This window comes from Salipiger sp. H15 (genome assembly GCF_040409955.1).
GTDB lineage: Bacteria > Pseudomonadota > Alphaproteobacteria > Rhodobacterales > Rhodobacteraceae > Salipiger.
Genome location: NZ_CP123385.1, coordinates 395,677 through 420,075, shown reverse-complemented (window position 1 = coordinate 420,075; position 24,399 = coordinate 395,677). Strand labels below are relative to the sequence as shown.

At 69.5% G+C, this 24,399-nt stretch carries 24 protein-coding genes; 17 read left to right on the top strand and 7 right to left on the bottom strand.

All coding sequences use genetic code 11. The features are described 5' to 3' along the window. The 4 genes from PVT71_RS16240 to PVT71_RS16225 all read left to right on the top strand — a co-directional run bounded on the left by PVT71_RS16240 (nt 1) and on the right by PVT71_RS16225 (nt 3,224). The gene (locus PVT71_RS16240) at nt 1-1,005 is read left to right on the top strand and encodes an ABC transporter permease (RefSeq protein ID WP_353475107.1); all 1,005 of its coding nucleotides are present in this window, start codon (nt 1-3) and stop codon (nt 1,003-1,005) included. A 27-nt stretch (nt 1,006-1,032) separates the two neighbouring features. Beyond that, nucleotides 1,033-1,944, top strand: coding sequence for an allantoinase PuuE (locus PVT71_RS16235; RefSeq protein ID WP_353475106.1), 912 nt, complete (start codon nt 1,033-1,035; stop codon nt 1,942-1,944). Further along, entirely contained in the window at nt 1,941-2,435 is a 495-nt protein-coding gene (locus tag PVT71_RS16230) for an ureidoglycolate lyase (protein WP_353475105.1), read from the top strand. The genes PVT71_RS16235 and PVT71_RS16230 overlap by 4 nt, the downstream gene beginning before the upstream one ends. A 72-nt stretch (nt 2,436-2,507) precedes the next feature. After that, complete coding sequence (locus PVT71_RS16225; protein ID WP_353475104.1) at nt 2,508-3,224, top strand: GntR family transcriptional regulator; 717 nt, start codon at nt 2,508-2,510, stop codon at nt 3,222-3,224. Nucleotides 3,225-3,270: 46 nt separating this feature from the next. Here PVT71_RS16225 and PVT71_RS16220 read toward each other — a convergent pair whose 3' ends face one another. Continuing rightward, nucleotides 3,271-4,215 (bottom strand): nucleoside hydrolase, encoded by a 945-nt coding sequence (locus PVT71_RS16220; RefSeq protein ID WP_353475103.1) that lies wholly within the window; start codon nt 4,213-4,215, stop codon nt 3,271-3,273. 87 nt (nt 4,216-4,302) lie between these two features. Between PVT71_RS16220 and PVT71_RS16215 the strand changes: the two genes are divergently transcribed. The 7 genes from PVT71_RS16215 to PVT71_RS16185 all read left to right on the top strand — a co-directional run bounded on the left by PVT71_RS16215 (nt 4,303) and on the right by PVT71_RS16185 (nt 10,885). Next, the gene (locus tag PVT71_RS16215; RefSeq protein WP_353475102.1) at nt 4,303-5,115 is read left to right on the top strand and encodes a GntR family transcriptional regulator; all 813 of its coding nucleotides are present in this window, start codon (nt 4,303-4,305) and stop codon (nt 5,113-5,115) included. 69 nt (nt 5,116-5,184) lie between these two features. Continuing rightward, complete coding sequence (locus tag PVT71_RS16210; protein ID WP_353475101.1) at nt 5,185-6,054, top strand: sugar ABC transporter permease; 870 nt, start codon at nt 5,185-5,187, stop codon at nt 6,052-6,054. Next, nucleotides 6,051-6,896 carry a carbohydrate ABC transporter permease gene (locus PVT71_RS16205; RefSeq protein WP_353475100.1) on the top strand — a complete coding sequence of 282 codons (846 nt, stop codon included), beginning with the start codon at nt 6,051-6,053 and terminating at the stop codon, nt 6,894-6,896. Before PVT71_RS16210 ends, PVT71_RS16205 begins: the two co-directional genes overlap by 4 nt. Nucleotides 6,897-6,906: 10 nt before the next feature. Next, entirely contained in the window at nt 6,907-7,914 is a 1,008-nt protein-coding gene (locus PVT71_RS16200) for an ABC transporter ATP-binding protein (protein ID WP_353475099.1), read from the top strand. A 34-nt stretch (nt 7,915-7,948) separates the two neighbouring features. Beyond that, nucleotides 7,949-9,268, top strand: coding sequence for an ABC transporter substrate-binding protein (locus tag PVT71_RS16195; protein WP_353475098.1), 1,320 nt, complete (start codon nt 7,949-7,951; stop codon nt 9,266-9,268). A gap of 313 nt (nt 9,269-9,581) precedes the next feature. Then, nucleotides 9,582-9,977, top strand: coding sequence for a hypothetical protein (locus PVT71_RS16190; RefSeq protein WP_353475097.1), 396 nt, complete (start codon nt 9,582-9,584; stop codon nt 9,975-9,977). A 26-nt stretch (nt 9,978-10,003) separates the two neighbouring features. Next, nucleotides 10,004-10,885, top strand: a complete 882-nt coding sequence (locus PVT71_RS16185; RefSeq protein WP_353475096.1) for an ankyrin repeat domain-containing protein — start codon at nt 10,004-10,006, stop codon at nt 10,883-10,885. A gap of 28 nt (nt 10,886-10,913) precedes the next feature. Here PVT71_RS16185 and PVT71_RS16180 read toward each other — a convergent pair whose 3' ends face one another. Beyond that, nucleotides 10,914-11,507: a c-type cytochrome gene (locus tag PVT71_RS16180; RefSeq protein WP_353475095.1), complete on the bottom strand. Its 594-nt coding sequence runs from the start codon at nt 11,505-11,507 to the stop codon at nt 10,914-10,916. A gap of 70 nt (nt 11,508-11,577) precedes the next feature. Beyond that, nucleotides 11,578-13,152: a PQQ-binding-like beta-propeller repeat protein gene (locus tag PVT71_RS16175; RefSeq protein ID WP_353475094.1), complete on the bottom strand. Its 1,575-nt coding sequence runs from the start codon at nt 13,150-13,152 to the stop codon at nt 11,578-11,580. A gap of 212 nt (nt 13,153-13,364) precedes the next feature. Between PVT71_RS16175 and PVT71_RS16170 the strand changes: the two genes are divergently transcribed. The 4 genes from PVT71_RS16170 to PVT71_RS16155 all read left to right on the top strand — a co-directional run bounded on the left by PVT71_RS16170 (nt 13,365) and on the right by PVT71_RS16155 (nt 18,803). Further along, entirely contained in the window at nt 13,365-14,351 is a 987-nt protein-coding gene (locus PVT71_RS16170; protein ID WP_353475093.1) for a PQQ-dependent catabolism-associated beta-propeller protein, read from the top strand. Further along, nucleotides 14,326-15,498 carry a hypothetical protein gene (locus PVT71_RS16165; RefSeq protein ID WP_353475092.1) on the top strand — a complete coding sequence of 391 codons (1,173 nt, stop codon included), beginning with the start codon at nt 14,326-14,328 and terminating at the stop codon, nt 15,496-15,498. The genes PVT71_RS16170 and PVT71_RS16165 overlap by 26 nt, the downstream gene beginning before the upstream one ends. Nucleotides 15,499-15,667: 169 nt before the next feature. Then, nucleotides 15,668-16,828: a metallophosphoesterase gene (locus PVT71_RS16160; protein WP_353475091.1), complete on the top strand. Its 1,161-nt coding sequence runs from the start codon at nt 15,668-15,670 to the stop codon at nt 16,826-16,828. 148 nt (nt 16,829-16,976) lie between these two features. Further along, entirely contained in the window at nt 16,977-18,803 is a 1,827-nt protein-coding gene (locus PVT71_RS16155; protein WP_353475090.1) for a monovalent cation:proton antiporter-2 (CPA2) family protein, read from the top strand. A gap of 67 nt (nt 18,804-18,870) precedes the next feature. On the opposite strand, the gene PVT71_RS16150 is transcribed toward PVT71_RS16155, so the two are convergent. Beyond that, nucleotides 18,871-19,887 (bottom strand): zinc-dependent alcohol dehydrogenase family protein, encoded by a 1,017-nt coding sequence (locus PVT71_RS16150; protein WP_353475089.1) that lies wholly within the window; start codon nt 19,885-19,887, stop codon nt 18,871-18,873. A gap of 344 nt (nt 19,888-20,231) precedes the next feature. Between PVT71_RS16150 and PVT71_RS16145 the strand changes: the two genes are divergently transcribed. Together PVT71_RS16145 and PVT71_RS16140 are read left to right on the top strand one after the other, a co-directional pair. After that, a complete protein-coding gene (locus PVT71_RS16145; RefSeq protein WP_353475088.1) occupies nt 20,232-20,636 on the top strand; it encodes a DoxX family protein in 405 nt (134 codons plus the stop codon). A 207-nt stretch (nt 20,637-20,843) separates the two neighbouring features. Continuing rightward, on the top strand, nt 20,844-21,473 hold the full coding sequence (locus tag PVT71_RS16140) for a glutathione S-transferase N-terminal domain-containing protein (protein ID WP_353475087.1): 630 nt from the start codon (nt 20,844-20,846) through the stop codon (nt 21,471-21,473). Nucleotides 21,474-21,515: 42 nt separating this feature from the next. On the opposite strand, the gene PVT71_RS16135 is transcribed toward PVT71_RS16140, so the two are convergent. The 3 genes from PVT71_RS16135 to PVT71_RS16125 all read right to left on the bottom strand — a co-directional run bounded on the left by PVT71_RS16135 (nt 21,516) and on the right by PVT71_RS16125 (nt 24,397). Then, entirely contained in the window at nt 21,516-22,544 is a 1,029-nt protein-coding gene (locus tag PVT71_RS16135; protein ID WP_353475086.1) for an amidohydrolase family protein, read from the bottom strand. A gap of 91 nt (nt 22,545-22,635) precedes the next feature. Next, on the bottom strand, nt 22,636-23,316 hold the full coding sequence (locus PVT71_RS16130; protein ID WP_353475085.1) for a GntR family transcriptional regulator: 681 nt from the start codon (nt 23,314-23,316) through the stop codon (nt 22,636-22,638). 31 nt (nt 23,317-23,347) lie between these two features. Then, nucleotides 23,348-24,397, bottom strand: coding sequence for an Ldh family oxidoreductase (locus tag PVT71_RS16125; RefSeq protein WP_353475084.1), 1,050 nt, complete (start codon nt 24,395-24,397; stop codon nt 23,348-23,350). Between the last annotated feature and the right edge of the window lie 2 nt (nt 24,398-24,399).

Here is a 24,399-nt window from a genome sequence, read left to right as displayed (position 1 = left end):
ATGACAGTTCAAAGCATCGACGGCGCGCGCGCCCCGCGGCACAGCCGGACCCGCAGCCTCGGGAGGTTCCTCGAGCGGTTCGGCCTGCTCATCGTCTGGTTCCTGATGATCGCCTGGTTCGGCTACCTGCGCCCCGAGACCTTCCTGACCTGGGGCAACATCTCGACCATTCTCGGCTCGCAGGCCGTGCTGGTGGTAATGGCGCTCGGGCTGCTGCTGCCGCTCTCGGCCAACGACTTCGACATGTCCGCCGCCTACACGATGACGCTTTCGGCGATGACCATCGCGGTGCTCAACGTGAACCACGGGCTCGGCATCGGCTGGTGCATCGTGATCGCGCTGGCGCTCGGCACGCTGGTCGGCTTCGTCAACGGCATGATCATGACGGTGTTCCGCATCCATTCGCTGATCGTCACGCTGGGCAGCGGCACCTTCCTGCACGGCGTCACGCTCTGGGTCAGCAACTCGATGACGATCAGCGGCATCGACCAGAGGCTGGTCGACGCCGTCATCGTCACCCGGCTCTTCGGCATCCCGCTGGAATTCTACTACGCCATCACGCTGGCCGCGGTGCTCTGGTACTGCTTCGAGTTCACCTCCTTCGGGCGGCGCATCCTCTTCGTCGGGCGCGGCCGTGACGTGGCGCGGCTCTCGGGGATCAACACCGACCGCACGCGGGTGCTCTGCCTGATGAGCTCGGGTTTCTTCGCCGCCTTCGCCGGGGTGCTCTACACCGGCACGCAGGGCGCTGCCGACCCGGTCTCGGGGGTCAGCTACCAGCTGCCCGCCTTCGCCGCGGCCTTCCTCGGCTCGACCTCGATCATGCCGGGCCGGTTCAACCCGTGGGGCACGACGCTGGCGGTCTACTTCCTCGTCACCGGGATCACCGGGCTGGTCTTCCTCGGCTACGGCTCGTTCATCCAGGAGATGTTCTACGGCGGCGCGCTGGTCATCGCGGTCTGCCTGTCGCAGCTGGTGCGCGGTCGCCAGCAGCAGGACTTCTGAAATTTCAAGAATGTGTGGATCAAGACTATGGCTAAAAGCCTCGAACGCGACTTCATCGGCTACGGCGAGCACCCGCCCCGCGCAGACTGGCCGGGCGGCGCGAAACTGGCGCTGAACTTCGTGCTGAACTACGAGGAGGGCTCGGAATACGCGGTCGACCTCGGCGACGGGCGCACCGATGCCGGGCTCACCGAGGTGTCGAGCGGCGTGCCCGCGGGCGATCGCGACCTCGCCTCGGAATCGATGTTCGAATACGGCAGCCGGGTCGGCTTCTGGCGCATCCACCGGCTGTTCCGCTCGCGCGGCCTGCCGATGACCGTCTATGCCTGCGCGCTGGCGCTCGAGCGCAACCCCGAGGCGGCGCGCGCCATCGCCGCGGCGGATTACGACATCTGCTGCCACGGCTGGCGCTGGGTCGAGCATTACCTGCTCACGGAAGACGAGGAGCGCGCGCACATCGCCCGCGCCGTCACCAGCCTGCGGCAGACCGTCGGCAAGGCCCCGGATGGCTGGTATTGCCGCTTCGGCCCCAGCGTGAACACCCGGCGGCTCGTGGCCGAGCACGGCGGCTTCCTCTACGACAGCGACAGCTACGCCGACGAGCTGCCCTTCTACGTCGAGCAGGACGGCGCGCCGCGGCTGGTGCTGCCCTACACGCTGACCAACAACGACCTGAAATGGGCGACCGGCAACCTCAGCGACGGCGAGAGCTTCTTCCGGGCGCTGAAGGAATCCTTCGACATGCTGCTCGAAGAGGGCGAGACCGCGCCCAAGATGATGAGCGTCGGGCTGCATATGCGCCTCGTCGGCCATCCCGGCCGGGCGTCGGGGCTGGCGAAGTTCCTCGACTACGCCGCCTCGAAGCCCGAGGTGTGGATCTGCAAGCGGGTCGAGATCGCGCGCCACTGGCTGGCCACGCATCCGCCGGTGGCGGCATGAGGGTCCCGATCCGGCCCTTCGAGCCGGCGCGCTTCGCCGCCTTCGGCGCCAGTTTCGAGCTTCCGTCGGAGCCCGGCCAGCGGCTCGGCTTCTGCGCCGAGCTCAGCAACGGCCGCGGCACCGCGGCGCTGGCCCGGCTCGACGCGGTGCTGGTGGCGCCCGTCTCCCTGCCCATCGCGCTGCCGAGGATGGAGCGGCACCCGTTCTCGTCGCAGTCCTTCCTGCCGCTCGACGGCGCCGCTTACATTGTCGCGGTGGCGCGCGAGGGGGCGGACGGCGGGCCGGACCCGGCAACGCTCGAGGCATGGCAGGTGCCGGGCTCGGTGGCGGTGACCTACCATGCCGGGACCTGGCACGCGCCGCTTGCCGTGCCGGGCAGGGCTGGCCGTTTCGCCGTATTCATGTACACCGCGGGACAGGACGGGCACGCCGGTCCGGGGGACGAGGATTGGGCGGAGCTGCCGCCCGGCATTTCCCTTGTTCCGAAATGAGATGGACGGCGCTGCGGGCGCAGGTAGACTGTTGCCCGACCACCGGTCGGGTACATTGGGGAAGAACGCCGCATGAAGGAAACGACGACGCTCGAGACGGCGGCCGCTGAGGCCTCTGCTGCCGCGACGGACGCCGCCGAGAAGCAGGCGATCGAGCAGACCATCTACGACCGGATCGTCGACGCGATCATCGACAAGCAGATCCGGCCGGGGGCGCATCTCAACGAGGTGCAGATCGCCCGCAGCTTCGGCGTTCCCCGCACCCGTCTGCGGCGGGTGCTCGAACGGCTCGAGGCCGAGCACGTGGTGGTGTTCGAACGCAACCGCGGCGCCTTCGTCGGGCTGCCGACGGTCAAGGAGGCGCTCGACGTCTTCGAGACGCGGCGCCTGCTCGAGGTGGCGGTCATCGGGCTGGCCTGCCTGCGCGCCACCGAGGCCGACATCGCGGTGCTGCGCGCCCACGTGCAGCGCCAGCGCGAGGTGATCGAGACCCGCTCGAACGAGGTGAACCGGATCGGCGCCGATTTCCACATGATGCTGACCCGGCTCACCGGCAACCATGTGCTCGAGCAGACCATGACCGGCCTCATGCGGCGGCTCTCGCTGATCCAGTCGCTCTACGAGAAGAGCGACAGCATCTGCCTTGCGCACGAGCACGAGGCGCTGGTCGAGGCGATGGCGCGCAAGGACGTGGCGGCCTGCGTGCGCATCATCACCGAGCATTGCGCCCATATCGAGGCCTCGCTCGAGATCAGCGAGCGCAAGCGGCAGTCCTACTTCACGCTCTGAAGCGTGGGCCCGGGGGGCGGGTGCCGTCCCCTGGCCGCTCCGCTCTTCAGCAGAAGAGATCGACGACCTCGTCCATGAAGCTGGCGAAGTCGAAATCCTCGACCACGTCGAGCGTCGACAGCCCGTCCCAGCTGAAGTTCTCGCGCCGCTCCACGATGGTCTGGCCGAGGGTGATCGGGCTCAGGCATTCGATGAGCACGCGCAGTGGCAGGGTCCGCGCCCAGTCGGGGTGCAGGGCCGTGGCGATCGCCACCGAGTCGATCAGCCCGCAATAGGTGCCGTGGCCGCGGCGTTCCACGAAGTCGGTGACCTCGCGCAGCAGCCGGGCCTCGGGCCGCGGCGAGGCGGCGAGGCGCGTGCGGTGCTCGGGCGTCAGGTGCAGCTCGCGCCGCGTGGTGACGTCGAGCCCGCAGGCGGTGAAGGCAAAGCCCGCCTCGAGCACCAGCCGCGCCGCCTCGGGGTCGACGTAGACGTTCCACTCGCTGGCCGGGTTGTCGCCGGTGGCGCGCTCGGTGCCCGAGGCGTGCAGGCCGAAGGCGCCGTAGATGGCGGTCAGGCTCTTCACCTTCCTCGGCAGCTCGGGGTCCTTGATCAGCGCCAGCGCGATGTTGGTCATCGGCCCGAGCGCGGCGATCTCCAGCTCGCCCGGGTGGGCATTGGCCAGCTCGACGATGACGTCGGGCGCGAAGCGCGGGTCGAGCGCGCGGCTGCTGGCGGGAAGCGCCATCTCGGCCAGCCCGTCCGAGCCGTGCGAGAAGGGATCGCGCGGGTAGGGGCGGGTGAGCGGCTTCATCGGGCCCTGCGCCACCGGGATCTGCGGCGCTTCGACGAGGTCGAGCAGCTGCCGCGCGTTGCGCGCGCAGGCATCGGCGGTGAGGTTGCCGGAGACGGTGGTGATCGCCTTCAGCTCGAAGGCGCCCGAGCGCAGCGCGTAGGCGATGGCGATGGAATCGTCGATGCCGGGATCGCAGTCGATCAGAAGAGGACGCATGGGATCTCCAAGAGGTATTATCAAGCATACCTCATATTTGCATTTCCCGCGCGACGCAATACTGTGGCGCCAGCACAAGGAGAGCCCATGTCCAGCCAGCCCGATCCCGCGCTCGAGTTCCAGAGGGTCAATCCCGACTCGCCGATCCCGGCCTACCTGCAGGTCGAGGACGACCTGCGCCGCTCGATCCAGGGCGCCGCGGCGCCGGAGGGCACCCGCCTGCCGCGCGAGATCGAGCTGGCCGAGGCTTACGGGGTCAGCCGCGTCACCCTGCGCAACGCGCTGCGGCGGCTGGAAGAGGCGGGCTTCATCGAGCGGGTGCACGGGCGCGGCACGATCGTGAAGGCGCAGCCCGCGCCGCTCGAGATCGACCTGACGCTGATGCAGCCGATCTGGCAGCAGATCCAGGCGCAGGGCGGGCGCAGCGTCATCACCTTCCTGACCCGCGAATCCTGTGTGCTGCCTGCCTCTGTGGCGGCCGCGCTGGCGCAACCGGCGGGAACGCGCGGCTTCCGTCTGGTGCGGCTCGTTTCGGCCGACATCCGGCCGCTGGTCATAAATACCAGCTGGCTGCCTGCGCCGCTGATGCCGGGCTTCGATCCCCACGCGCTGCTCAACAACTCGGTCTGGAGCACGCTTTCCGAGGCCTTCAGCCTGACGCCCTCGCGCTCGCGCAACCGGGTGGGGATGATCCAGCTGTCGAACGACCAGGCGGTGCTGCTGCAGCGCCCGCTGGGATCGCAGGGGATCGAGATGGAGTCGACCACCTTCGACCAGCGCGGCCGTCCGATCGAGCTGTCGCGGCTCGTGTGGGGCGATGCGGTGCGTTTGACGCTGGACTCGACCCCGCGGCCCGCCGGCGGCGGGCTGGGGGACGCAAGGGGCGTTGACAAGCTCTAGGTGGTATTAATAGTAATACCTTCGAAAGCCGCACTCACGGATTCACACGACAGGAGAGCCGGACGCATCATGCGCGCCAGTCCGAGACATCATTCCAGCCTCTACTGGTTCTGCCTGCCCGCGCTTCTCCTGTCGGTTTCGGTCATCGCCCTTCCGGCCATCGCGACCTATGCCATGTCGCTGACCGACTGGGACGGCGTTTCCGAGCCGTGGTTCATCGGCTTCGAGAACTACACCGACCTCTTCGACGACCGCGCCTTCTGGGCCACGCTGGCCAACAACGGCCGCTGGCTGATCATCTTCCTGACCATCCCGATGGCGCTGGCGCTCTTCGTCTCGGCGCTGCTCACCACGCGGCGCAGGGCGGCGGCGGTCTACCAGGCGATCTTCCTGCTGCCCTTCGTGATCTCGCCCGTCGCCAACGTCGGGATCTGGATGAACGTCATCCTCGACAACACCGCGGGGCTGGTCGGCTGGATCGACCGGACGATCACCCCGATGGGCTACCCGCTCGGCAACCCGGACACCGCGCTCTACACCGTGGCGGCGGTGAACATCTGGAGCTTCTGGGGCTACCTGACGGTGATCCTCTTCGCCGCGATGCGCCAGACCCCCGAGGACCAGCTCGAGGCGGCCTATCTCGAGGGAGCGACCGCCTGGCAGATCTTCCGCGAGGTGACGCTGCCCAACATCCTGCCCACGGTGGCGCTGCTGCTGGCGCTGGTCACCATCCTCAGCTTCCTGAATTTCGACTACGTCTTCCTGATGACCGGCGGCGGGCCGGCCGGCTCGACCGAGATGCTCTCGACCCTGGCCTACGGCTTTGCCTTCCGCACCTTCGAGGTGGGCAAGGCGGCCGCGGTGGCGGTGGTGATGAGCGGCTTCGGCATCCTCGCCTCCTTCGCCTACATCTTCGTCAGCCGCGAGGCGCTGAAATGAGCGCGTCCACGCTTCGCGCCCCGCGCCGCGCCGGGCGCGTTGCCGGATCGGTGGTGCTGCTCCTGCTGGTGGCGGCGGTGCTGTTTCCGCTGGCGCTGATGGCGCTCAACGCGCTCAAGACCCACGCCGAGGTGGTCGCCAGCCCGCTCGCGCTGCCGCGGCAGCCCAGCCTCGATGCCTTTGCCCGCGCCTGGAGCAGCGGCGGCTTTGCCCATGCGCTGGTGAACTCGGTGATCATCACCGCGGTGACCGTCGCGCTGACCACCGGCACCGCCGCCATGGCGGCCTGGCCGCTGGCCCGCAAGGCGGTGCGCGGCTGGAGGATCATCATGCTCTACTTCCTCGCCACCGTGGCGGTGCCGATCCAGCTGTTCCTCTTTCCGCTCTTCTTCATCTACGCCAAGCTCGGGCTGGTCTCGAACCCGGTGGCAACGGCGGTGATCCTGTCGGCGGTGAACCTGCCGGTGGCCATCCTGCTGCTGCGCAGCTTCGCGCTGTCGATCCCCGCGGCGCTGGACGAGGCCGCCTTCATGGAGGGCGCCAGCCCCTGGCAGGTGTTCCGCCTGGTGATCCTGCCGCTGATGCGGCCCGGGCTGGTGACCGTGGCGATCCTCACCGGGTTCAACGCCTGGAACGAGTACCTGATCACCCAGACCTTCCAGCAGAGCCAGTCGAGCTACACCGTCATGCTCGCCTTCCTGTCGATGAACAGCGAGATCGGCTCGGACAAGTCGCTGATGATGGCGGGGGCGGTGATCGTCATCGCGCCGCTGCTGATCTTCTTCCTTCTCATGCAACGCCTGTTCGTCGACGGGGTCACCCGCGGCGCCGTCAAGGGATGACCCGCCCCACATGTCGCAGCTGACGCTCTCCGAGATCCGCAAGTCCTATGGCGAGACGGAGGTGATCCGCGGGCTCGATCTGGCCGTCGAGGCGGGCGAGTTCATCGTCTTCGTCGGCCCCTCGGGCTGCGGCAAGTCCACGCTGCTGCGCACCGTCGCCGGGCTCGAGGGCGTCGACAGCGGCCGCATCGAGATCGCCGGGCGCGACGCCACACGCCTGCCGCCGGTCGAGCGCAACGTGGCGATGGTGTTCCAGGGCTACGCGCTCTACCCGCATCTGAGCGTGGCCGAGAACATCGCCTTCGGGCTGAAGATCCGCAACGTGCCGAAACCCGAGCGCCGCGCCCGCGCCGAGGAAATCGCCCGGCTGCTCCGGCTCGAGCCATACCTCGACCGCCGCCCCGCGGCGCTGTCGGGCGGCCAGCGACAGCGGGTCGCCATCGGCCGGGCGCTGGCCCGCCGCCCCGAGATCTTCCTCTTCGACGAGCCCCTGTCGAACCTCGACGCCGAGCTGCGCGTCGAGATGCGCATCGAGATCGCCCGGCTGCACCGCGAACTTGGCAACACGATGATCTACGTCACCCACGACCAGACCGAGGCGATGACGCTGGCGGACCGGATCGCGGTGCTGAACGGCGGCCGGATCGAGCAGGTGGGCCGGCCGCTGGAGCTTTACCGCGATCCGGCCAATGCCTTCGTCGCCGGGTTCATCGGATCGCCGAAGATCAACATCATCGGTGCCGGCGCCCTGCCGCTGCCCGCCGCGCCGCAGGGTGCCGCGCAGGTCGGCATTCGTCCCGAGCACCTGCGGATCGATCCCGAGGGGCTGATCGAGGCGGTGGTGCTCTTCACCGAGGACCTCGGCAATCTCGGCTTTTCCTATCTCGACGCGGGCGGCACCCGGCTCTGCGTCGAGACCCGCGGCGCGCGGCCCGCGCCGGGCGATGTGCTGCGGCTCTCGGCCGAGGCGCAGCACTGCCTCCACTTCGACGCCGCCGGCCAGCGCCTGCGCGCCTGAGCTTCCCTTCCTCCCTCCCAACAGGATCGCCTCGATGACCTCTCCCACCCGTTTCGCCCTTCTGGCCTCGACCGTCGCCCTGCTGCCGCTGCAGGCGGCGGCGCGCGAGACCGTCACGCTCTGGTTCTGGGGCGCCTCGCCCGAGTATCGCGAGGCGCTGGAGACCACGCTGGTCCAGCCCTTCCACGACGCGCAGGACGCCTATGATCTGGTGATCGAGTACAAGAACGACGTCGACAACGACGTGCGGGTCGCGGTCATGGCGGGCGAGGGGCCCGACATCGTCTACACCTCCGGCCCGTCCTGGGTCTCGCCGCTGGCGAAGGCGGGCAAGCTGGCCGACCTCGGCGCCTATGCCGAGAAGTTCGGCTGGGCCGACCGCATCGTCGCGCCGTCGATGCAGGCCTGCACCCAGCAGGGCGGGCTCTACTGCATGACCCCCTCGCTGGTGTCGGACGGCATGTTCTACAATGCCAAGGTGCTCGCAGAGAACGGCTGGAGCGTGCCGAAGACCGGCGCCGAGCTGGAAGAGATCATGAAGGCCGCGCAGGAGAAGGGCATGTATGCCGCGGCGGTCGGCAACAACGGCTGGCAGCCGATCAACGAGAACTATTCCTCGACCTTCATCAACCAGTTCGTGCCGCCCGCAGAACTGGAAAAGATGCTGACCGGCGAGGCCAGCTTCGACAGCCCCGGGATGCTGGCGGCGATGGAAGAGCTGAACCGCTACTACAAGGCGGGCTATCTCGGCGGCGACGACTATTTCTCGCTGAACTTCGACAGCTCGATCTCGGCCCTGTCGGAGGAGAAGACGCCGTTCTTCTTCGCGCCCTCCTTCGCCTTCCAGTGGGCGATGAGCTACTTCACCGGCGACAAGGCCGATGACATCGGCTGGGCCGCCTTCCCGCAGCTCTCGGACGCGGTCGCCTACCCGAACTACTCGATCGGCGCCGCCTTCGCGCTGTCGGTCAACGCCAATTCCAAGGTGCAGGAGGGCGCGGCGGAAGTGCTCGACATGATCATGTCGAGGCGCTTCGCCACCGATATCGCCAAGGTCTGGCCGGGCTACTGGTCGATCCCGCTGAAGTACTTCCCGACCGACCCCGAGGCGACCGGCGTGGTGAAGGCCTATTTCGATGCGGCCTCGGCGGTGTCGGGCGCGGTGGCGGAGGGGCATTTCGGCTACAAGGTGCAGACCTTCTTCCCGGCCCAGACCACCGACGTGCTGGTCAAGGACGTCGAGGCCATGTGGCTCGACAAGGAAACCCCCGCCGAGGTGGTCGCGGCCACCGCCAAGACCTTCGAGCGCGAGCAGAAGCGCGGCCTCGTGCAGCAGATCCCCGCGCAGCAGTAAGGCGCGGGTGACGCAGCCGGCCCCGGACTGGCGTGGGCCGGCGGAGCGCAGGGCAGGGACCATGGCCCAGCGGTTGCCGCGGTGCCCACGGCCAACAAGAGGCAGCGCGCGGCCAAATTCTCGGACATCACCGGCCTCAAGATCGCCTGCGCCGCGATCAGCCCTTGGCAGAGAACCACCGCGAGAAGAGACCTGCCCACCCTCGCGCAGTCGGAATTTGCCTAAAGCACCATGCCGGTGCTACTTTTCCTCGCGTATCCCGGACGAGGCGAAAGGCGGTGGACCCATGTCGGGCAGAGTTGGCCTCCTGTTGATGTCCCTACTCATGCTGGCGCCCGCGCAGCCGGCGGGCGCGGCGGATGGCGCGGCGCGGCGGGCCGAAAGGCTCGAGCCGCTGGTGCTGGACGCGGCGAAGGGGTTCTCGGTCACCCGCTACGAGGTCGAGACCGGCGTCTACTACCGCTGGCGCATCCGCAGTGACGGGCTCGAGGAGTACAGGATCCTCGCCCCCGAGCTCTTCCGCGAAAGCTGGATCGACCAGGTCGTGATCGAGGAGAAGGAGGTCAAGCCCTACGGGCTGCACGCGGTCGAGTTCGACGACGAGGGCGAGATCGACATCTGGTTCATCCCGCAGCGCCCCGGCGAGTACCGCTTCTACGCCGAGGGCCTCGACACGCAGGGCTTCCGCGGCGTGTTCGTGGTGCGATGATGCGGCGCGCGGGGCTGGGGCTCCTCATGCTTTTCGCCGGGGCGGCCGGGGCCTCGGCGCAGCCGGTGGCGCCGGTCTGCGCGGCGCTCGAAACCCGCCTGGCCCAGTCGCCCGCCCGGCTTGAGGGGCGCGTGCTGAACGAGACGCTCTTCGAGGCGGCCTCGCTCGACTGTCCCGGGATCGCGGCGGCGCTGCTCGACCGCGGCGCCTCGGTCGAGGCGCGCAACCGCAGGGGCGGCACCCCGCTCAACATCGCTGCCGCGCGTGGCGCCGGGGAGATCGTCGCGGACCTGCTGGCGCGGGGCGCCGACATCGACCATGCCGACCTCGCCGGGATCACGCCGCTGCTTGCCGCGGTGCAGGCGGGGCGGCGGCGCATGGTGGCGACGCTTTTGGACGCGGGGGCGGACGTGGGCCTTGCCAGCCGCGAGGGCGTGACGCCGATCATGGCGGGCGCCTTCGACGGCGACGCCCGCCTGCTGGCGCTGCTGCTCGAGGCGGGGGCCGACCCGAACGCCGAGGACCGCCGCGGCAAGGGCGCGCTCGTCTATGCCGCGGGGCGGGCCTTTCCCGGCATCGTCGCGACGCTGCTCGAAGCCGGGGCCGAAGCCGACAGGGTCTGGGGGCACGATCTGACCGCGCTCATGTGGGCCGCGGGCCATGCCAACGACGCGCCCGCGGCGGACGGGGTGGAGACCGCGCGCGCGCTGATTGCCGCGGGCGCGGCGATCGACCGGCAGGACGACCGGGGGCGCTCGGCGCTGATGATCGCCGCCGAGCGCGGCCACGCGCAGATGGTCACCTTCCTGCTTGACGCTGGCGCCGACCCCGGGCTGCGCGACCGCGAGGGCCGGCTTGCCCTCGACCTCGCCGCGGGCGACGAGATCCGCGCGATGCTTGCCCGCTGAGCCCGGAAGGCCGGCGGCGCGCGAGAGGTCAGTGCAGGACGAGCGACGAGAGGTAGCTCGACATGGCGGTGATCGTCGCCTCGTCGAACTGCTTCATGACGTTGCTCATGTCGGGGGCATTGTTGCGGACCTCGTCCTTGAACTCGTGCATGGTCCTCGACAGGTAGCCCACCTGCTGCCCGGCAAGGCGGGGGATGCGGCTGTCGCCCTGCCATTTGCCGTGGCAGGCGCTGCATTGCGCCACGGTGAAGGCCTTCTCGGCAAGGGCCCGGTCGCCATCCGCGGGATCGGCGGGAAGCGCGGGCCATGTCTGGGCGGCGAAATGCTCGGCCAGCTGCTTGGCCTGGTCGCGGTCGTACTCGGCGGCGATGCCGGACATGATCTCGTTCTGGCGCCTTCCGGCGGCATAGTCGCGCAGCTGCGTCAGGATGTAGAAATACTGCTGCCCCCAGATCACCGGGTAGTCCGCTTCGGCGGGAACCCCGGCCTCGCCGTGGCACCCGGCGCAGACCGCGACCTCGTCCTCGAGGACAAAGCCGTCCATGGCTGCCACGGGCGCCGCGGCAAGGGGGGCGAGCGAAGCCGCCAGGATGAGTGCCAGACGCGCAGCGCGCAAAGTCATGTTCCGATCTCCCTGCAGGAAAGGGGGCGGACCGGACAGCCCGCCCCGATGCTGGATGTCGCCGCCCGCCTCAGTCGGCGAGGGTGAAGGCGATGATGTTGTTGCCGCGCTTGTAGTTGAGCTGCGCGTTGCCGCCCGCCGCGACGACGATGTACTGCTGGCCTTCCACCGTGTAGCTCGACGGCGGCGCGTTTACGCCGGCCCCGGCCTGGAAGCGCCAGAGCTCGCCGCCGTTGGAGCTGTCATAGGCCTTGAAGAGCCCGTTGCCCTCGCCGGTGAACACGAGCCCCCCTGCCGTGGCGAGCACGCCGCCGATCATCGGCTCGGCGGTGCGAACCTGCCAGGCGATGTTGCCGGTGTCGTAGTCGACCGCGGTGACGTTGCCCCATTGCTCTTCCTCGGCGATCACGTCGAACGAGCCGCCGAGCCAGATCTTGCCCTCGGGGTAGGGGGTCGAGCGCACGGTGTAGGTCATCGGCTGGTGCAGGTTGATCGCGTAGGTCAGGTGCTGGGTCGGATCGATCGCCATCGGCGACCATTCCACCCCGCCATTCGCGCCCGGCAACATGCGCGCGCCCTCGGCGGTCGGCAGCGTCCACATGTTCTCCTGCGGCACCATGGCCTCGGAGTAGCGGATGAGCGAGCAGTCGTCGGCCTTGTGCACGTAGACATGGCCGGTCTTGCCGCCGTGCAGCACGCCCTTCACCGCGTTGCCCGCGTCGTCCTTCACCATGGTCAGGATAGGCGGTGACACCGCGTCGAGGTCCCAGACATCATGCGCGATGTACTGGAAGTGGCAGACGTATTCGCCGGTATCGAGGTTCACCGACACGAGGCTGTCCGTATAGAGGTTGTCCCCCGGGCGCAGGCTGCCGTCGAGGTCGGGCGAGGGGTTGCCCACCACGAAGTAGATGCGCCGCGCGGCAAGGTCGACCGCCGGGTTCTGCCAGACGCCGCCGCCCAGCGTCTCGTAGGGGTCGCCCATGCTGGCAAGCGCGGCCTTCTCGGCGTCGATGTCGCGCAGCATGTCGCGGCCCGTGGCGTCGTGGGTGGCCCAGACCCCGACCGAATCCTCGGGCACGGTGTTGAAGGTCCAGATCAGCTCGCCGGTGTCGGTGTTGTAGGCCTTCACGAAGCCGCGGATGCCGTATTCCCCGCCGTTCGTGCCGATCAGCACCATGTTCTCGACCACGGTCGGGGCCATGGTCTCGGAGTAGCCGAGCTCGGCATCGGCAACCTGCGCCTCCCAGAGCTGCTTGCCGGTCTTGGCATCGAGCGCCACCAGCTTGGCGTCGAGCGTGCCCATGAACACCTTGTCCCCGGCCACCGCCACGCCGCGGTTGTTCGGGCCGCAGCAATAGGTGGTCACGGGGCCCATCGCATGGGTGTGGTGCCAGATCTGCTTGCCGGTGCGGGCGTCGATTGCATAGACCTGATTGAAGGCCGTGGTCACGTACATGACGCCGTTGACCACGATCGGCGAGGTTTCCATGGAATCCACGATCTCGGTCTGGAAGATCCAGGCGGGGCGCAGGTTCTTCACGTTGGCCGTGTTGATCTGGCTCGCCGGGTAGTAGCGCGTCTGTTCGTAGTTGCCGTTGGTGTGCAGGAAGTTGTTGCCGTCCCCTGCGGCGCGCGTCAGCATGCTTTGCGTGACCGACTGCAAGTCGCCGTAGAGCGTACTTGCCCCGATTTCGTCCTGTGCTGAAGCTGAACTGCAGGCAAAGAGTGCCGCACACAATAATGCGGCCAGTTTCGACCGTTCTCGCATCCCATTTCCTCCCAAGGTTTGCGTTGCAGATCTCCCTTGGGTTACGTAGGGTAAACGAAATATGTGCAAAAAAACAGCGTAGTCTGATGCGCGTCAGTTCGATCCCCCGGGTTACAGTCCTTTCGACGCTCGTGTTGCTGGCGGCGGCGGGCATGGCCTGCGCGCAGACCGGCATGGCGATCGTCTCCGACGAGCGCAGCGACACGCTCAGCATCCTGTCTCCCGACCTGAAACTCGTGCGGACCATCGAGACCTGCGCCCGACCGCGCGGGGTGCATTTCAGCGCCGACCATTCCGAGTTCTACGTCGGCTGCGCGGATGACGACACCATCGCGATCTACGACACCGCCTCGCTCGAGCTGACCCGGCGCATCCGCGGCGTGCCCGCGCCCGAGACCTTCGACCTGCACCCCGACGGGCGGCGGCTCATCGTCTCGAACGAGGAGGACGCCGCCGCATCGGTGATCAACATCGAGACCGGGGAGCTGCTGGCGGAATACCTGACCGGGGAGGAGCCCGAGGGGGTGCAGGTCACGCCCGACGGTCGTCTCGTCTTCGTCGCCTCGGAGGCGGCGAACCTCGTGCACGTGATCGACCTCGAGGCGGATGCGGTGATCGCCGACATCCTCGTCGACACGCGCCCCCGCCGCTTTGCGCTCACTCCCGACGGCAAGGAGCTCTGGGTCTCGGCCGAGCTTGCCGGCATCGTCGACATCATCGACGTCGAGACCCTCAAGCTGGTGGGCGACATCACCTTCCGTCCGACCGGGTTCCGGCCCGAACAGGTCACGCCGGTGGACCTCACGATCTCGGCCGATGGCCAGCGCGCCTACGTGGCGCTGGGGCGGGCCAACCATGTCGCCGTGGTGGACGTGCCGAAGCGCAAGGTCATCGACTACGTGCTCGTCGGCAGCCGCGCCTGGGGGTTGGCGCTGACCGCGGACGAATCCCGGCTCTACGTCGCCAATGGCCTGTCGGACGACATCACCGTGGTAGACACCGGCAGCCTCAGGGCGCTGACCTCGATCCCGGTGGGACGCGTGCCCTATGACATCCTCATCGATGATCGCTAGGGCGCTGGTCCTTCTCCTGCTGCTCTGCGGTCCGGTGGCGGCGCAGGAGACCGTGCGCCTCGTCTATCTCGGCATGGAGGACGATCCCTATTACGAGCCGCAGCCGATCTATACCGGGCTGTCGCTGCGCGACCGTCACAGGCCGGTGGAGGGCCTGCGGCTCGGAATGCGCGACACGCGGGTTCTCGGGCGGGCGCTCGGGTTCAGCTTCGATCTCGAGGAGGTCACCGCCGGGCCGGAGGAGCTTGCCGGCGCGCTCGAGGCGATCGAGGAGACCCGGCCGCTGGCCATCCTGCTCGACCTGCCGCCCGACCATATGGCCGACGCGCTCAGGGACGCCGCGCCGGGGACGCTCTTCATCAACATCCGCGACCGCTCCGACCATTGGCGCCGCGAGGACTGCGCCCCGGGCCTGCTGCACACCGTGCCCTCGGAGGCGATGCTGAGCGACGCGCTCGCGCAGTACCTGCGGTCGCGGAACTGGTCCGCCGTGCTGCTGATCCGGGGGCCTTCGGAGACCGAGGCCGAGCAGACCGCGGCGGTGCGCCGCTCGGCCGCCAAGTTCGGCCTCAGGATCGTCGACGAGCGCATGTTCGAACTGACCAACGATCCGCGCCGCCGCGACCGGAGCAACATCACCCTGCTGACCGGCGATGCGAGCTACGACGTGATCTGGCTGGTCGACGACACCGGCGATTTCGGCAGGTTCGTTCCCTATGCCACCTATGCCGCGCGGCCGGTCGTCGGCACCGAGGGGCTGGTGCCCCGCGCCTGGCACTGGACCTTCGAGCGTTACGGCGGGCCGCAGCTCAACCAGCGCTTCCGCCGCCTCGCGGAGCGCGACATGACCTCGGAGGACTGGGCGGGCTGGGCGGCGGTGAAAGCGGTGGCCGAGGCGACGGTGCAGGCGGGTACGGCGGACCCGGCGCGGATCGTCGAGGCGCTGCAGTCCCCGGACCTCTCGGTGGACCTTTACAAGGGTGTCCGCGGCAATTTCCGCCCGTGGAACGGCCAGCTGCGCCAGCCGATCCTGCTGGCCACCGCCAACGCGGTCATAGCGGTGGCGCCGATCGACGGCTTCGCGCACGAGATCGACACCCTCGACACGCTGGGCGACGACCAGGCGGAGAGTCCGTGCCGCCGCTGACCGCCGCAGCGCAGGGCGATCACGCGCAAGTGTGCCGCCGCGCTGGGCGCGAGGAGCATTTGTGCTTCCCGTTCATGGCCTTGATCGCGATTGTGCAGGCGACGGACCGGCCGCCGTGCCCAAGCGTTGCGGCATCGTCCGGGCAGGAACCACGCAGGAGAGCCGATACATGTTTGCCACCGTCATGGGGATCATCGGCGCCTATGTCGCGCTGCGCGTCGTCGGACCGCTGGGCATCCCGCTCTGGGGCAAGCTCCTCGTCAGCGTCGCGATCCTGCTGCTGGCCGAGAACCACCTGCTGACGAAATGGGCCTATGGCAACATGTTCTCGCTCGAGCTGCCGCGCGCGGTGGTCATCGCGGTGAACGTCGGCTTCGGGGCGATCCTGCTCACCGCGGCGCTGCACGTGCTGCTCGACCTCTTCATGCTGGCCCGGTCGCTGCTGCTCTGGCAATGGCGCCCGCTCGCGCCCGGCTGGAGCCTCGGCGCGGCGGTGCTGGGGCTGGCGCTGGCGGCGCTCGGGGTTGCCAACGCGGTGCGGCAACCGGCGCAGAAGGACCTCGCCTTCGAGATCGCGGACCTGCCCGAGGGCTTCGACGGATATTCGGTCGTGCACCTGACCGACCTGCATCTCAGCAGGCTCTTCCACCGCCCCTTCGTCGAGGCGCTGGTCGCGCGGGTCAACGCGCTCGAGCCCGACCTCATCGTGATCAGCGGCGATCTCATCGACGGCTTTCTCGACGTCCGCCGCGAGGACGTGGCGCCGCTCGCCGATCTTGCCGCCCGCGACGGCGTCTATGTCAGCCCGGGGAACCACGAGTATTACTTCGGCTACGAGAGTTGGTGGACCACCTACCAGCAGCTTGGCATGCGGCCGCTCGCCAACGCCCATGCGAGGATCGAGCGCGATGGCGGCGCGCTGGTGGTCGCGGGGCTGACCGACCTTTCCGCCGCGCGTTTCGGCCTGCCGGCGCCGGACATCGACGCGGCGCTTGCCGGGGCGCCCGAGGATGCGCCGGTGCTGCTGCTCAACCACCAGCCCCGGCAGGCCCGCGAGATGGCCGCGCGCGGCGTCGACGTGCACCTGTCGGGCCACACGCACGGCGGCATGGTCGTCGGGCTCGCGTCGCTGGTCGCGCGCTACAACGAGGGCTTCGTCTCGGGCCTCTACGCGGTCGACGGCATGCATCTCTACGTCAGCAACGGCACGGCGCTCTGGCCGGGCTTCGCGCTGCGCCTCGGCGTGCCCTCGGAGCTGACGCGTATCATCCTGCGCCCGCGCGGAGGCGCCGGGCAGGGGGTGCCCGACGCCGGGGCCGTCGCCAGCTGAACGGGCCGCCGCGGGGCTCTGCACGGGGGACCGCGCTCGGCGAGGGCACGGCCCCGGCCTCGCCCCTTGCCAATCCACCGGAGCCGGGTGACCTTGGGTCGGGCGGCCCTTCGGGCGCCGAGGCGATGCGGCACTTGGGGGCGCGCTCATGACCGGATACCTGATGCTCGTCTTCATCCTGCTCTGCGCCGGGGTCATCGTCGTGCCCATCGCCACGCGCTTCGGGCTCGGCTCGGTGCTGGGATACCTGCTGGCGGGCGTGGCGCTGAGCCCGCTGCTGGAAACGCTCGGAGTCGACGTGGAGTCGGTGCAGCACCTCGCCGAGTTCGGCGTGGTGATGATGCTCTTCCTCATCGGGCTGGAGCTGCGCCCGGCGCTGCTCTGGCGCATGCGCGGGCGACTGCTGGGCCTCGGCGGATCGCAATTCGTGCTGACCGCCGCGCTGGTCGGGGGGATCCTCTGGGCGGCGGGGCAGGCCTGGCAGGTCGGGCTCGCGGTCGGGCTGGTGCTGGCGCTCTCCTCCACCGCCATCGTGCTGCAGACGCTCAACGAGAAGGGCCTGATGCAGAGCGACGGCGGGCAGGCGAGCTTTGCCGTGCTGCTCTTCCAGGACATCGCGGTGATCCCGACGCTGGCGCTGATGCCCTTCCTCGCCAGCCCCGAGCTGCTTGGCGCCCACGCGGACGAAGCGCACGAGGCGGGGCCGAGCCTGATCGCCGGGCTCTCGGGCTGGCAGGCGGCGCTGGTCACGCTGGCGGCGGTGGCGCTGCTGATCCTCTGCGGGCGCTGGGTGGTCACCGCGGTGCTGCGCTACATCGCCCGCACCCGGATGCGCGAGCTCTTCACCGCCGCGGCGCTGATGATCGTGCTCGGCGTCGCGCTGCTGATGTCGATGGTCGGGCTCTCGCCGGCGCTCGGCACCTTCCTTGCCGGCGTGCTGCTCTCGGGCAGCGAGTACCGGCACGAGCTCGAGGCCGACCTCAACCCGTTCCGCGGCCTGCTGCTCGGTGTCTTCTTCATGACCGTCGGCGCCGGGATCGACTTCGGCCTGCTCTTCGACGAGATCGGCCCGATCCTCGGGCTGACGCTTGGTCTGATCGCGCTCAAGACGGCGGTGCTGCTGGTGCTCGGGCAGGTCTTCGGCATCCGCGGCTCGGACCGCTGGATGTTCGCGCTCGGCCTCGCGCAGGCGGGTGAATTCGGCTTCGTGCTGCTGGCCTTCGCCGTGGCACAGGGCGTGCTGCCCGAGGCGCTGCAGGCGCGGCTGCTGCTGGTGGTCGCGCTCTCGATGCTGCTGACGCCGGGGCTCTTCATCCTCTACGAACGCGTCCTCGCGCCGCGCTTCGACGCGCGGCAGAAGCGCGAGGCGGACGAGATCGAGGCGGACGCCGACATCATCATTGCCGGGCACGGCCGGGTCGGCGGGATCGTCAACCGCATGCTGCGCGGGCTCGGCTACAAGACCACGGTGATCGACTACAGCGCCGAGCAGCTCGAGTTCCTCTCGGCCTTCGGCATAAGGGTCTATTTCGGCGATGCCACGCGGCCCGACCTGCTGGACGCGGCGGGGATCGCCAGGGCGCGGCTGCTGGTCATCGCCATCGACGACAAGGAGCGCACCACCGAGCTCGTCAGCTACGTCACCCGCACCTACCCCGAGGTCCACGTGATCGCCCGCGCCTTCGACCGGTTCCACACCTACGAGCTCTGGGCCGCGGGCTGCCGGGACGTGATCCGCGAGACCTACGACAGCTCGCTGCGCACCGGGCGCTCGGCGCTCGAGGCGCTGGGTATGACCCGCGAGATGGCCGAGCGGCGCACCCGCGCCTTCGAGACGCTGGACCGCACGTCCATGCTCGAACTGGCGCAGCTGCACCGGCTGGGCGAGCCGAACCACGAGAACCCGGAGTACACCGCCAAGGCCCGCGAGATGCAGGCGCTGATGGAGCGGCAGTTGCGCGGCGTCGAGGAGTAATCCCCCTTCACGCGGCAATATGGGGCCGGCCCGGGGCGCCCGGACCGGCCCTCAGCTTCAGGTGGCCTTACACCCGTAGCAGCGTCTTGATCGCCCGGCGCTCGTCCATCGCCCTGTAGCCCTCGGCCACGTCGGCGAGCGGCAGTTCAAGGTCGAAGACCTTGCCGGGGTTGATCTCGCGCCTCATCACGCTGTCGATGAGATCGGGCAGGAAGCGGCGCACCGGGGCGGGGCCGCCGAGCAGCTGGCGCTGCGCGAAGAAGAGCTCGGCGCCGTCGAGGGTCACGCCATGCGGCACGCCGACGAAGCCGATCGATCCGCCCGGACGCGCGCCGTAGATCGCCTGTTTCATCGAGGTCTCGGTGCCCACGCATTCCATCACCGCGTCGGCGCCGACATTGCCGGTCAGCGCGCGGATCCTCGCGATGCCGTCCTCGCCGCGCTCGGTGACGATGTCGGTGGCGCCGAACTCCAGTGCGAGATCCTGGCGGGACTTGTGGCGCGACATGGCGATGATGCGCTCGGCGCCCATCTGCTTGGCCGAGAGCACGGCCATCAGGCCGACCGCGCCATCGCCGACGACGGCCACGGTCATGCCCGGCTTCACCCCCGCCGCGTCAGCGGCGTAATAGCCGGTGCCGTAGACGTCCGAGACCGCCAGCAGCGAGGGGATGAGGTCCTCGGAAGGATGCTCGGGCAGGGCGACCAGCGTGCCGTCGGCCAGCGGCACGCGGGCAAGCGGCGCCTGCGCGCCGGTCATGAACTCGCGCTGCGCGCAGGAGGACTGGAAGCCGTGGGCGCAGTGCGGGCAGGTGTTGTCGGACAGGACGAAAGAGCCGACGACGAAATCGCCCGGCTTCACGCTGGTCACATCGTCGCCCACCGCCTCGACCACGCCGCAATACTCGTGGCCCATGGCCTGCGGCTGGGTGACAGGCTGCAGCCCGCGATAGGGCCAGAGGTCCGAGCCGCAGACGCAGGAGGCCGCGAGGCGGATGATCGCGTCGGTGGGTTTCTGGATGGTCGGCTCCGCCACGTCCTCGAACCGGACGTCGCGGGCGCCATAGAGCATGGTGGCTCGCATGGGATCACTCCTTTGGGTCTTTGCCGTGCCTTGCCGGGCGGTGGCGCGGCGCTGCCGGGGCAAGGGGCAAGATAGACCCGATGGCGCGCGGCGATCAGGCGGCGTTTTCCGATTGCCCCCATGAGCTGCATTCATCATTCGGACGCGGCGCGCGGGAGCGCCCGCCGACATGGACCTTTGTGAAACGCCGCGCCCGCAGTAGCATGGGCGGCGATCTTCGGAAACAAGCAGCGCTCCCGTCCTGCCCGTCGCGGCAGGAAGCCGGGGCAGAGGTGTCAATACCGGTCGTGGTGCGGCGGCGTCGCCCTGCGCCCCGGCCGGGTGGAGAGGAAAGGACCTGCGAGATGCCCAATACGATCCCGGAGCGCTGGGGCCCGGTCATGCTGAGCGTGCTGCGCATCGTCTCGGCGCTGATCTTCCTGCTGCACGGGGCGCAGAAGCTCTTCGGCGTCCCGCCCACGGATCAGCAGCCGCCCCTGATGTCGCTGATGGGGCTCGGCGGCCTGCTGGAGTTCTTTGGCGGCCTGCTGCTTCTGATCGGGCTCTGCACGCGCCCGGTGGCCTTCGTTCTCTCGGGCATGATGGCGGTCGCCTACTGGAAGTTCCACGCGCCGCAGAACCTTTTCCCGACGGTGAACGGCGGCGACGCGGCGATCCTCTTCTGCTTCGTCTTCCTCTACATCGCGGTGGTGGGCGGCGGCAGCCTGAGCGTCGACGCTGCCCGCGGCCCGCGGCGCGTGCAGCCCTGAGAGGAGCCGCCGGAGACCTCGGTCCCCGGCCCGCGCCGACCCTGCCCCATGGACCGAGGCGGCAACGCCCTGCGCGCGTGAGCGACGCGCCTTGCGTTGCGCGGGAGGCGCGATCCCTCCGCACCGGGACATGCGCGCTCGGCTTTTGCGCGCAACTGGTCTTAGATGGCGGCGAGCGCGCGGGCGCGCAGACGCAAGGGAGGAAGAATGATCGATCTCTACACCTGGTCCACCCCGAACGGGCGCAAGGTCTCGATCCTGCTCGAGGAGCTCGGGGTCGACTACCGCGTCCACCCGGTGGATCTGAAGACCGGCAGCCAGAAGTCGCCGGAGTTCCTCAGGATCAATCCCAACGGCCGGATCCCGGCGATCGTCGACCGGGACAACGGGCTTGCGCTCATGGAGTCCGGGGCGATCCTGTGGTACCTCGCCGAGAAGCACGGGGCGCTCCTGCCCACGGCGCCCGAGGCGCGGATACAGGTCATGGCCTGGCTGATGTGGCAGATGGGCGGGCTCGGCCCGATCCTCGGGCAGGCGCATCATTTCCTGCATTACAACCCCGGCAAGTCGGCCTATGCCGAAGAGCGCTTCGGGGCCGAGACGCGGCGCCTCTACGGGGTGCTCGACGCGCACATCGCGGGGCAGGAGCACGTCGTCGGCGACTATTCCATCGCCGACATCGCCTGCTGGCCTTGGGTCGCGCGGCACGAATGGCACCGGGTGGACCTTGCCGATTTCCCCAACGTGCGCGACTGGTACCGGCGGCTGCGCGCCCGACCGGCGGTGCAGCGCGGCTACCAGGTGCCGGTCGACGTGGGCGAGATTCCCCCGGGCTGAAGGGCGGGACGGCAGGCCCTGAAGGCCCGCCGCGCCGGCCGCCTAGCCCTGCAGCGCGCCGAGCCGCGCCTTCAGCCGGGTGAAGACCCGGAGCGCATTGCCCGAATGGATCGCCGCGCGGTCCGCGTCTGTGAGGTGCGGCGAATTGGCGAGGTAATGCAGCGTGTGGTCGAAGGGGATGCCGGTCTCGGGATCCACCGAGCGCACCGCACCGAAGGTCTCGGAGGCGAAGAGCACGTTCTTCACCGGCACGATCTCGGTCATCAGGTCGATGCCGCGCTGGTGGTAGACGCAGGTGTCGAAGAAGAGGTTCTCGCCCATCATCTCGGCCGGCTCCTTCCTGCCCCGGTCCATGGCCAGCCCGCGGTAGCGGCCCCAGTGATAGGGCACCGCGCCGCCGCCATGGGGGATGATGAACTTCAGCCGCGGGAAGCGCTCGAAGAGCTCGCTGTCGAGCAGCTGCATGAACACCGAGGTGTCGCCGTTGATGTAATGCGCGCCGGAATACTGGAAGTTCGGGTTGCACGAGCCCGAGACGTGGATCATCGCCGGGCAGTCGAGCTCCTCGAGCACCTCGTAGAGCGGGAACCACCACGGGTCGGTCATCGGCGGGTCGGTCCAGTAGCCACCCGCCGGGTCGGGGTTGAGGTTGCAGCCGACAAAGCCCAGCTCCTCGACGCAGCGGCGCAGCTCGGGGATCACGTTCGCCGGCGCGCAGCCCGGGGATTGCGGCAGCTGGCAGACCGCGGCGTAATCCTCGGGGAAAAGCTCCACCACCCGCGCGATGAGGTCGTTGCAGACCCGCGACCAGGCTATCGAGACGGCCTCGTCGCCGAGGTGGTGCGCCATGGCGGCGGCGCGCGGCGAAAAGAGCGTCATGTCCACCCCGCGTGCTCGCTGCACGGGGATCTGCGCGGCAAGCAGGGTCTCGCGGATCTCGTCGTCCGAGATGCGCGGCCCGCCGGGGTCCGGCATCTGCGCCGAGTCGCCCTTCGCGGCAAGCTGCGCCTCGCGCCAGAGGGTGAGCGCCTTCGGCGCGGTGGTGTAGTGCCCGTGGCAGTCGATGATCATCCTGTCCTCCCTGTGATGACGAAATGGCATGGCGGGGCCGCCGGGGGCGCGGGATGCGCTCCGGGTCGGGTCATCCGGCACTGGGGAGGAGTCAGTCGGTGCCCAGCAGGCGGCTGAAGCCGTTCTCGACGTGGCTGCGCATGGCGGCCTCGGCCGCCGCCGCGTCGCGCGCAAGCAGCGCGTCCATGATGCGGTGATGCTCGCCGTTCGACACGGCGATGTTCTGCGCCGTCACCAGCCCGCGGCGGCGCGTCAGCAGCAGCTGCTTGACCGTGCGCATGTAGCTGTCGATCAGCGGCGGGCTGCCGGTGGCGGTGATCAGCGCCTCGTGGAACTCGAGGTTGAGGCGGAAGTACTCCTCGGCGTCCGAGCCTGCGACGGCGCGGTCCATCTGCTCCTGCAGGGACGAGAGCGCCGCGAGCGTCGCTTCGGTGGCCTCGCGCACGATCAGCCGACCGGCAAAGCCCGCGAGCACGGCGCGCAGCTCGTAGAGCCGCTGCGCATCCTCGGCCGAGAGCGTCCGCACGTACATGCCGCGATGGGTGAAGCCCTCGAGCAGCCCGGCCTGCGCCAGCGTCTTGCAGGCCTCGCGGATCGGGCCGCGGCTGATGCCGAGCCGGGTGGCGAGATGGCTTTCGTTGATCCGCTCGCCGGGTTCGAGCGCCCCCTCGGCAATGAGCCGTTCGATCGCCTCGACGGCGATGTCGCTGAGGGACTTGACGCTTTCCGAAAGCCGTTCGGGCAGCGAGGCATAGGGATCTTTCGCGCTCATCCGAATTCTCTGCGGCAAGGCGGGGCAAAGGTCAATCTCCCTCGCGGGGGGCGGCCGCGAGCTGTCGCAGCTCGGCCAGCAGCGCGGCGGGGAGGGGCAACCCGTCCCTCTTCGCGCGCGCCATCTGCGCGCGGGCGCGGTCGGAGGGAAGGCGCACGGGCGCGGCGGGATCGAGCGGCGCGCTCGTGCAGAGACTGCGGCGGAAGGCGTCCAGCCGCGGGCCGCGCTCGGCGGCGGGAAGCAGGCGGTCGGCGTCGATCAGGATGAGCACGTGGCCGAGGTCCTGCCGCGCGCCGGGTGTTGCCTCGAGATCGGGGATGCGGTCGAGAAATCCCGCGCCCGAGAGCACCCCGGCCAGCAGGTCGACCGACAGCGCCAGCCCCGCGCCCTTGGTCCCGCCGATCGGCAGCAGCAGGCCCGAGAGCGCCGCCTGTGCGTCGGTGGTGGGCGCGCCGTGGCGGTCCGTGGCCCAGTGCGGCGGGATCGGGCGGCCCTCGTCGCGGGCACGGCGGATGGCAGAGCGCGAGCTGACAGAGAGCGCGGCGTCGAAGATCACATGCGCGCCGCCGGGATCGGGCAGGGCGACGGCGATCGGGTTGTTGCCGAGCCGCGCCTCGCGGCCCCCGGCGGGCGGGATCACCGGGGTCGCGTTGCTGAGCACGATGGCGGCGAACCCGGCCTCGCAGGCAAGGTGGCAATAGGGTGCGGCGGCGCCGAAATGGGTGGAGTGGCGGCAGAAGGCGGCGGCGATCCCGGTCGCGCGCGCGGCCTCCATCGCGGCGCTCAGCGCCTCGACCATGACCACGGTGCCAAGTGCGTTCCGCCCGTCCACCCGCAGCAGCGCCGGGGCCGGGCGCTCGACCACGGGCAGTGCCGCGGGATCGGCGACCCCACGCGCGAGCCGGTCGATGTAGGTCTTCACCCGGTTCAGCCCGTGGGTGGTGATGCCCATCATCTCGGCCAGCACGAGCTGCCCGGCGGTGGCCTCGGCCGCGCGCGGCGGCAGGCCGGCGCGGAGGAAGGCGTCGCGCGCGAGCGCGCGGGCCTCCTCCTCGGCGACGCGGCAGGGCACCCCGTCCATGC

Excerpts from the sequence above, each read along its gene's own strand:
- PVT71_RS16240 (WP_353475107.1), top strand. The coding sequence starts at position 1 with ATGACAGTTCAAAGCATCGACGGCGCGCGCGCCCCGCGGCACAGCCGG.
- PVT71_RS16235 (WP_353475106.1), top strand. The coding sequence starts at position 1,033 with ATGGCTAAAAGCCTCGAACGCGACTTCATCGGCTACGGCGAGCACCCG.
- PVT71_RS16230 (WP_353475105.1), top strand. The coding sequence starts at position 1,941 with ATGAGGGTCCCGATCCGGCCCTTCGAGCCGGCGCGCTTCGCCGCCTTC.
- PVT71_RS16225 (WP_353475104.1), top strand. The coding sequence starts at position 2,508 with ATGAAGGAAACGACGACGCTCGAGACGGCGGCCGCTGAGGCCTCTGCT.
- PVT71_RS16220 (WP_353475103.1), bottom strand. The coding sequence starts at position 4,215 with ATGCGTCCTCTTCTGATCGACTGCGATCCCGGCATCGACGATTCCATC.
- PVT71_RS16215 (WP_353475102.1), top strand. The coding sequence starts at position 4,303 with ATGTCCAGCCAGCCCGATCCCGCGCTCGAGTTCCAGAGGGTCAATCCC.
- PVT71_RS16210 (WP_353475101.1), top strand. The coding sequence starts at position 5,185 with ATGCGCGCCAGTCCGAGACATCATTCCAGCCTCTACTGGTTCTGCCTG.
- PVT71_RS16205 (WP_353475100.1), top strand. The coding sequence starts at position 6,051 with ATGAGCGCGTCCACGCTTCGCGCCCCGCGCCGCGCCGGGCGCGTTGCC.
- PVT71_RS16200 (WP_353475099.1), top strand. The coding sequence starts at position 6,907 with ATGTCGCAGCTGACGCTCTCCGAGATCCGCAAGTCCTATGGCGAGACG.
- PVT71_RS16195 (WP_353475098.1), top strand. The coding sequence starts at position 7,949 with ATGACCTCTCCCACCCGTTTCGCCCTTCTGGCCTCGACCGTCGCCCTG.
- PVT71_RS16190 (WP_353475097.1), top strand. The coding sequence starts at position 9,582 with ATGTCCCTACTCATGCTGGCGCCCGCGCAGCCGGCGGGCGCGGCGGAT.
- PVT71_RS16185 (WP_353475096.1), top strand. The coding sequence starts at position 10,004 with ATGCTTTTCGCCGGGGCGGCCGGGGCCTCGGCGCAGCCGGTGGCGCCG.
- PVT71_RS16180 (WP_353475095.1), bottom strand. The coding sequence starts at position 11,507 with ATGACTTTGCGCGCTGCGCGTCTGGCACTCATCCTGGCGGCTTCGCTC.
- PVT71_RS16175 (WP_353475094.1), bottom strand. The coding sequence starts at position 13,152 with ATGCTGACGCGCGCCGCAGGGGACGGCAACAACTTCCTGCACACCAAC.
- PVT71_RS16170 (WP_353475093.1), top strand. The coding sequence starts at position 13,365 with ATGCGCGTCAGTTCGATCCCCCGGGTTACAGTCCTTTCGACGCTCGTG.
- PVT71_RS16165 (WP_353475092.1), top strand. The coding sequence starts at position 14,326 with ATGACATCCTCATCGATGATCGCTAGGGCGCTGGTCCTTCTCCTGCTG.
- PVT71_RS16160 (WP_353475091.1), top strand. The coding sequence starts at position 15,668 with ATGTTTGCCACCGTCATGGGGATCATCGGCGCCTATGTCGCGCTGCGC.
- PVT71_RS16155 (WP_353475090.1), top strand. The coding sequence starts at position 16,977 with ATGACCGGATACCTGATGCTCGTCTTCATCCTGCTCTGCGCCGGGGTC.
- PVT71_RS16150 (WP_353475089.1), bottom strand. The coding sequence starts at position 19,887 with ATGCGAGCCACCATGCTCTATGGCGCCCGCGACGTCCGGTTCGAGGAC.
- PVT71_RS16145 (WP_353475088.1), top strand. The coding sequence starts at position 20,232 with ATGCCCAATACGATCCCGGAGCGCTGGGGCCCGGTCATGCTGAGCGTG.
- PVT71_RS16140 (WP_353475087.1), top strand. The coding sequence starts at position 20,844 with ATGATCGATCTCTACACCTGGTCCACCCCGAACGGGCGCAAGGTCTCG.
- PVT71_RS16135 (WP_353475086.1), bottom strand. The coding sequence starts at position 22,544 with ATGATCATCGACTGCCACGGGCACTACACCACCGCGCCGAAGGCGCTC.
- PVT71_RS16130 (WP_353475085.1), bottom strand. The coding sequence starts at position 23,316 with ATGAGCGCGAAAGATCCCTATGCCTCGCTGCCCGAACGGCTTTCGGAA.
- PVT71_RS16125 (WP_353475084.1), bottom strand. The coding sequence starts at position 24,397 with ATGGACGGGGTGCCCTGCCGCGTCGCCGAGGAGGAGGCCCGCGCGCTC.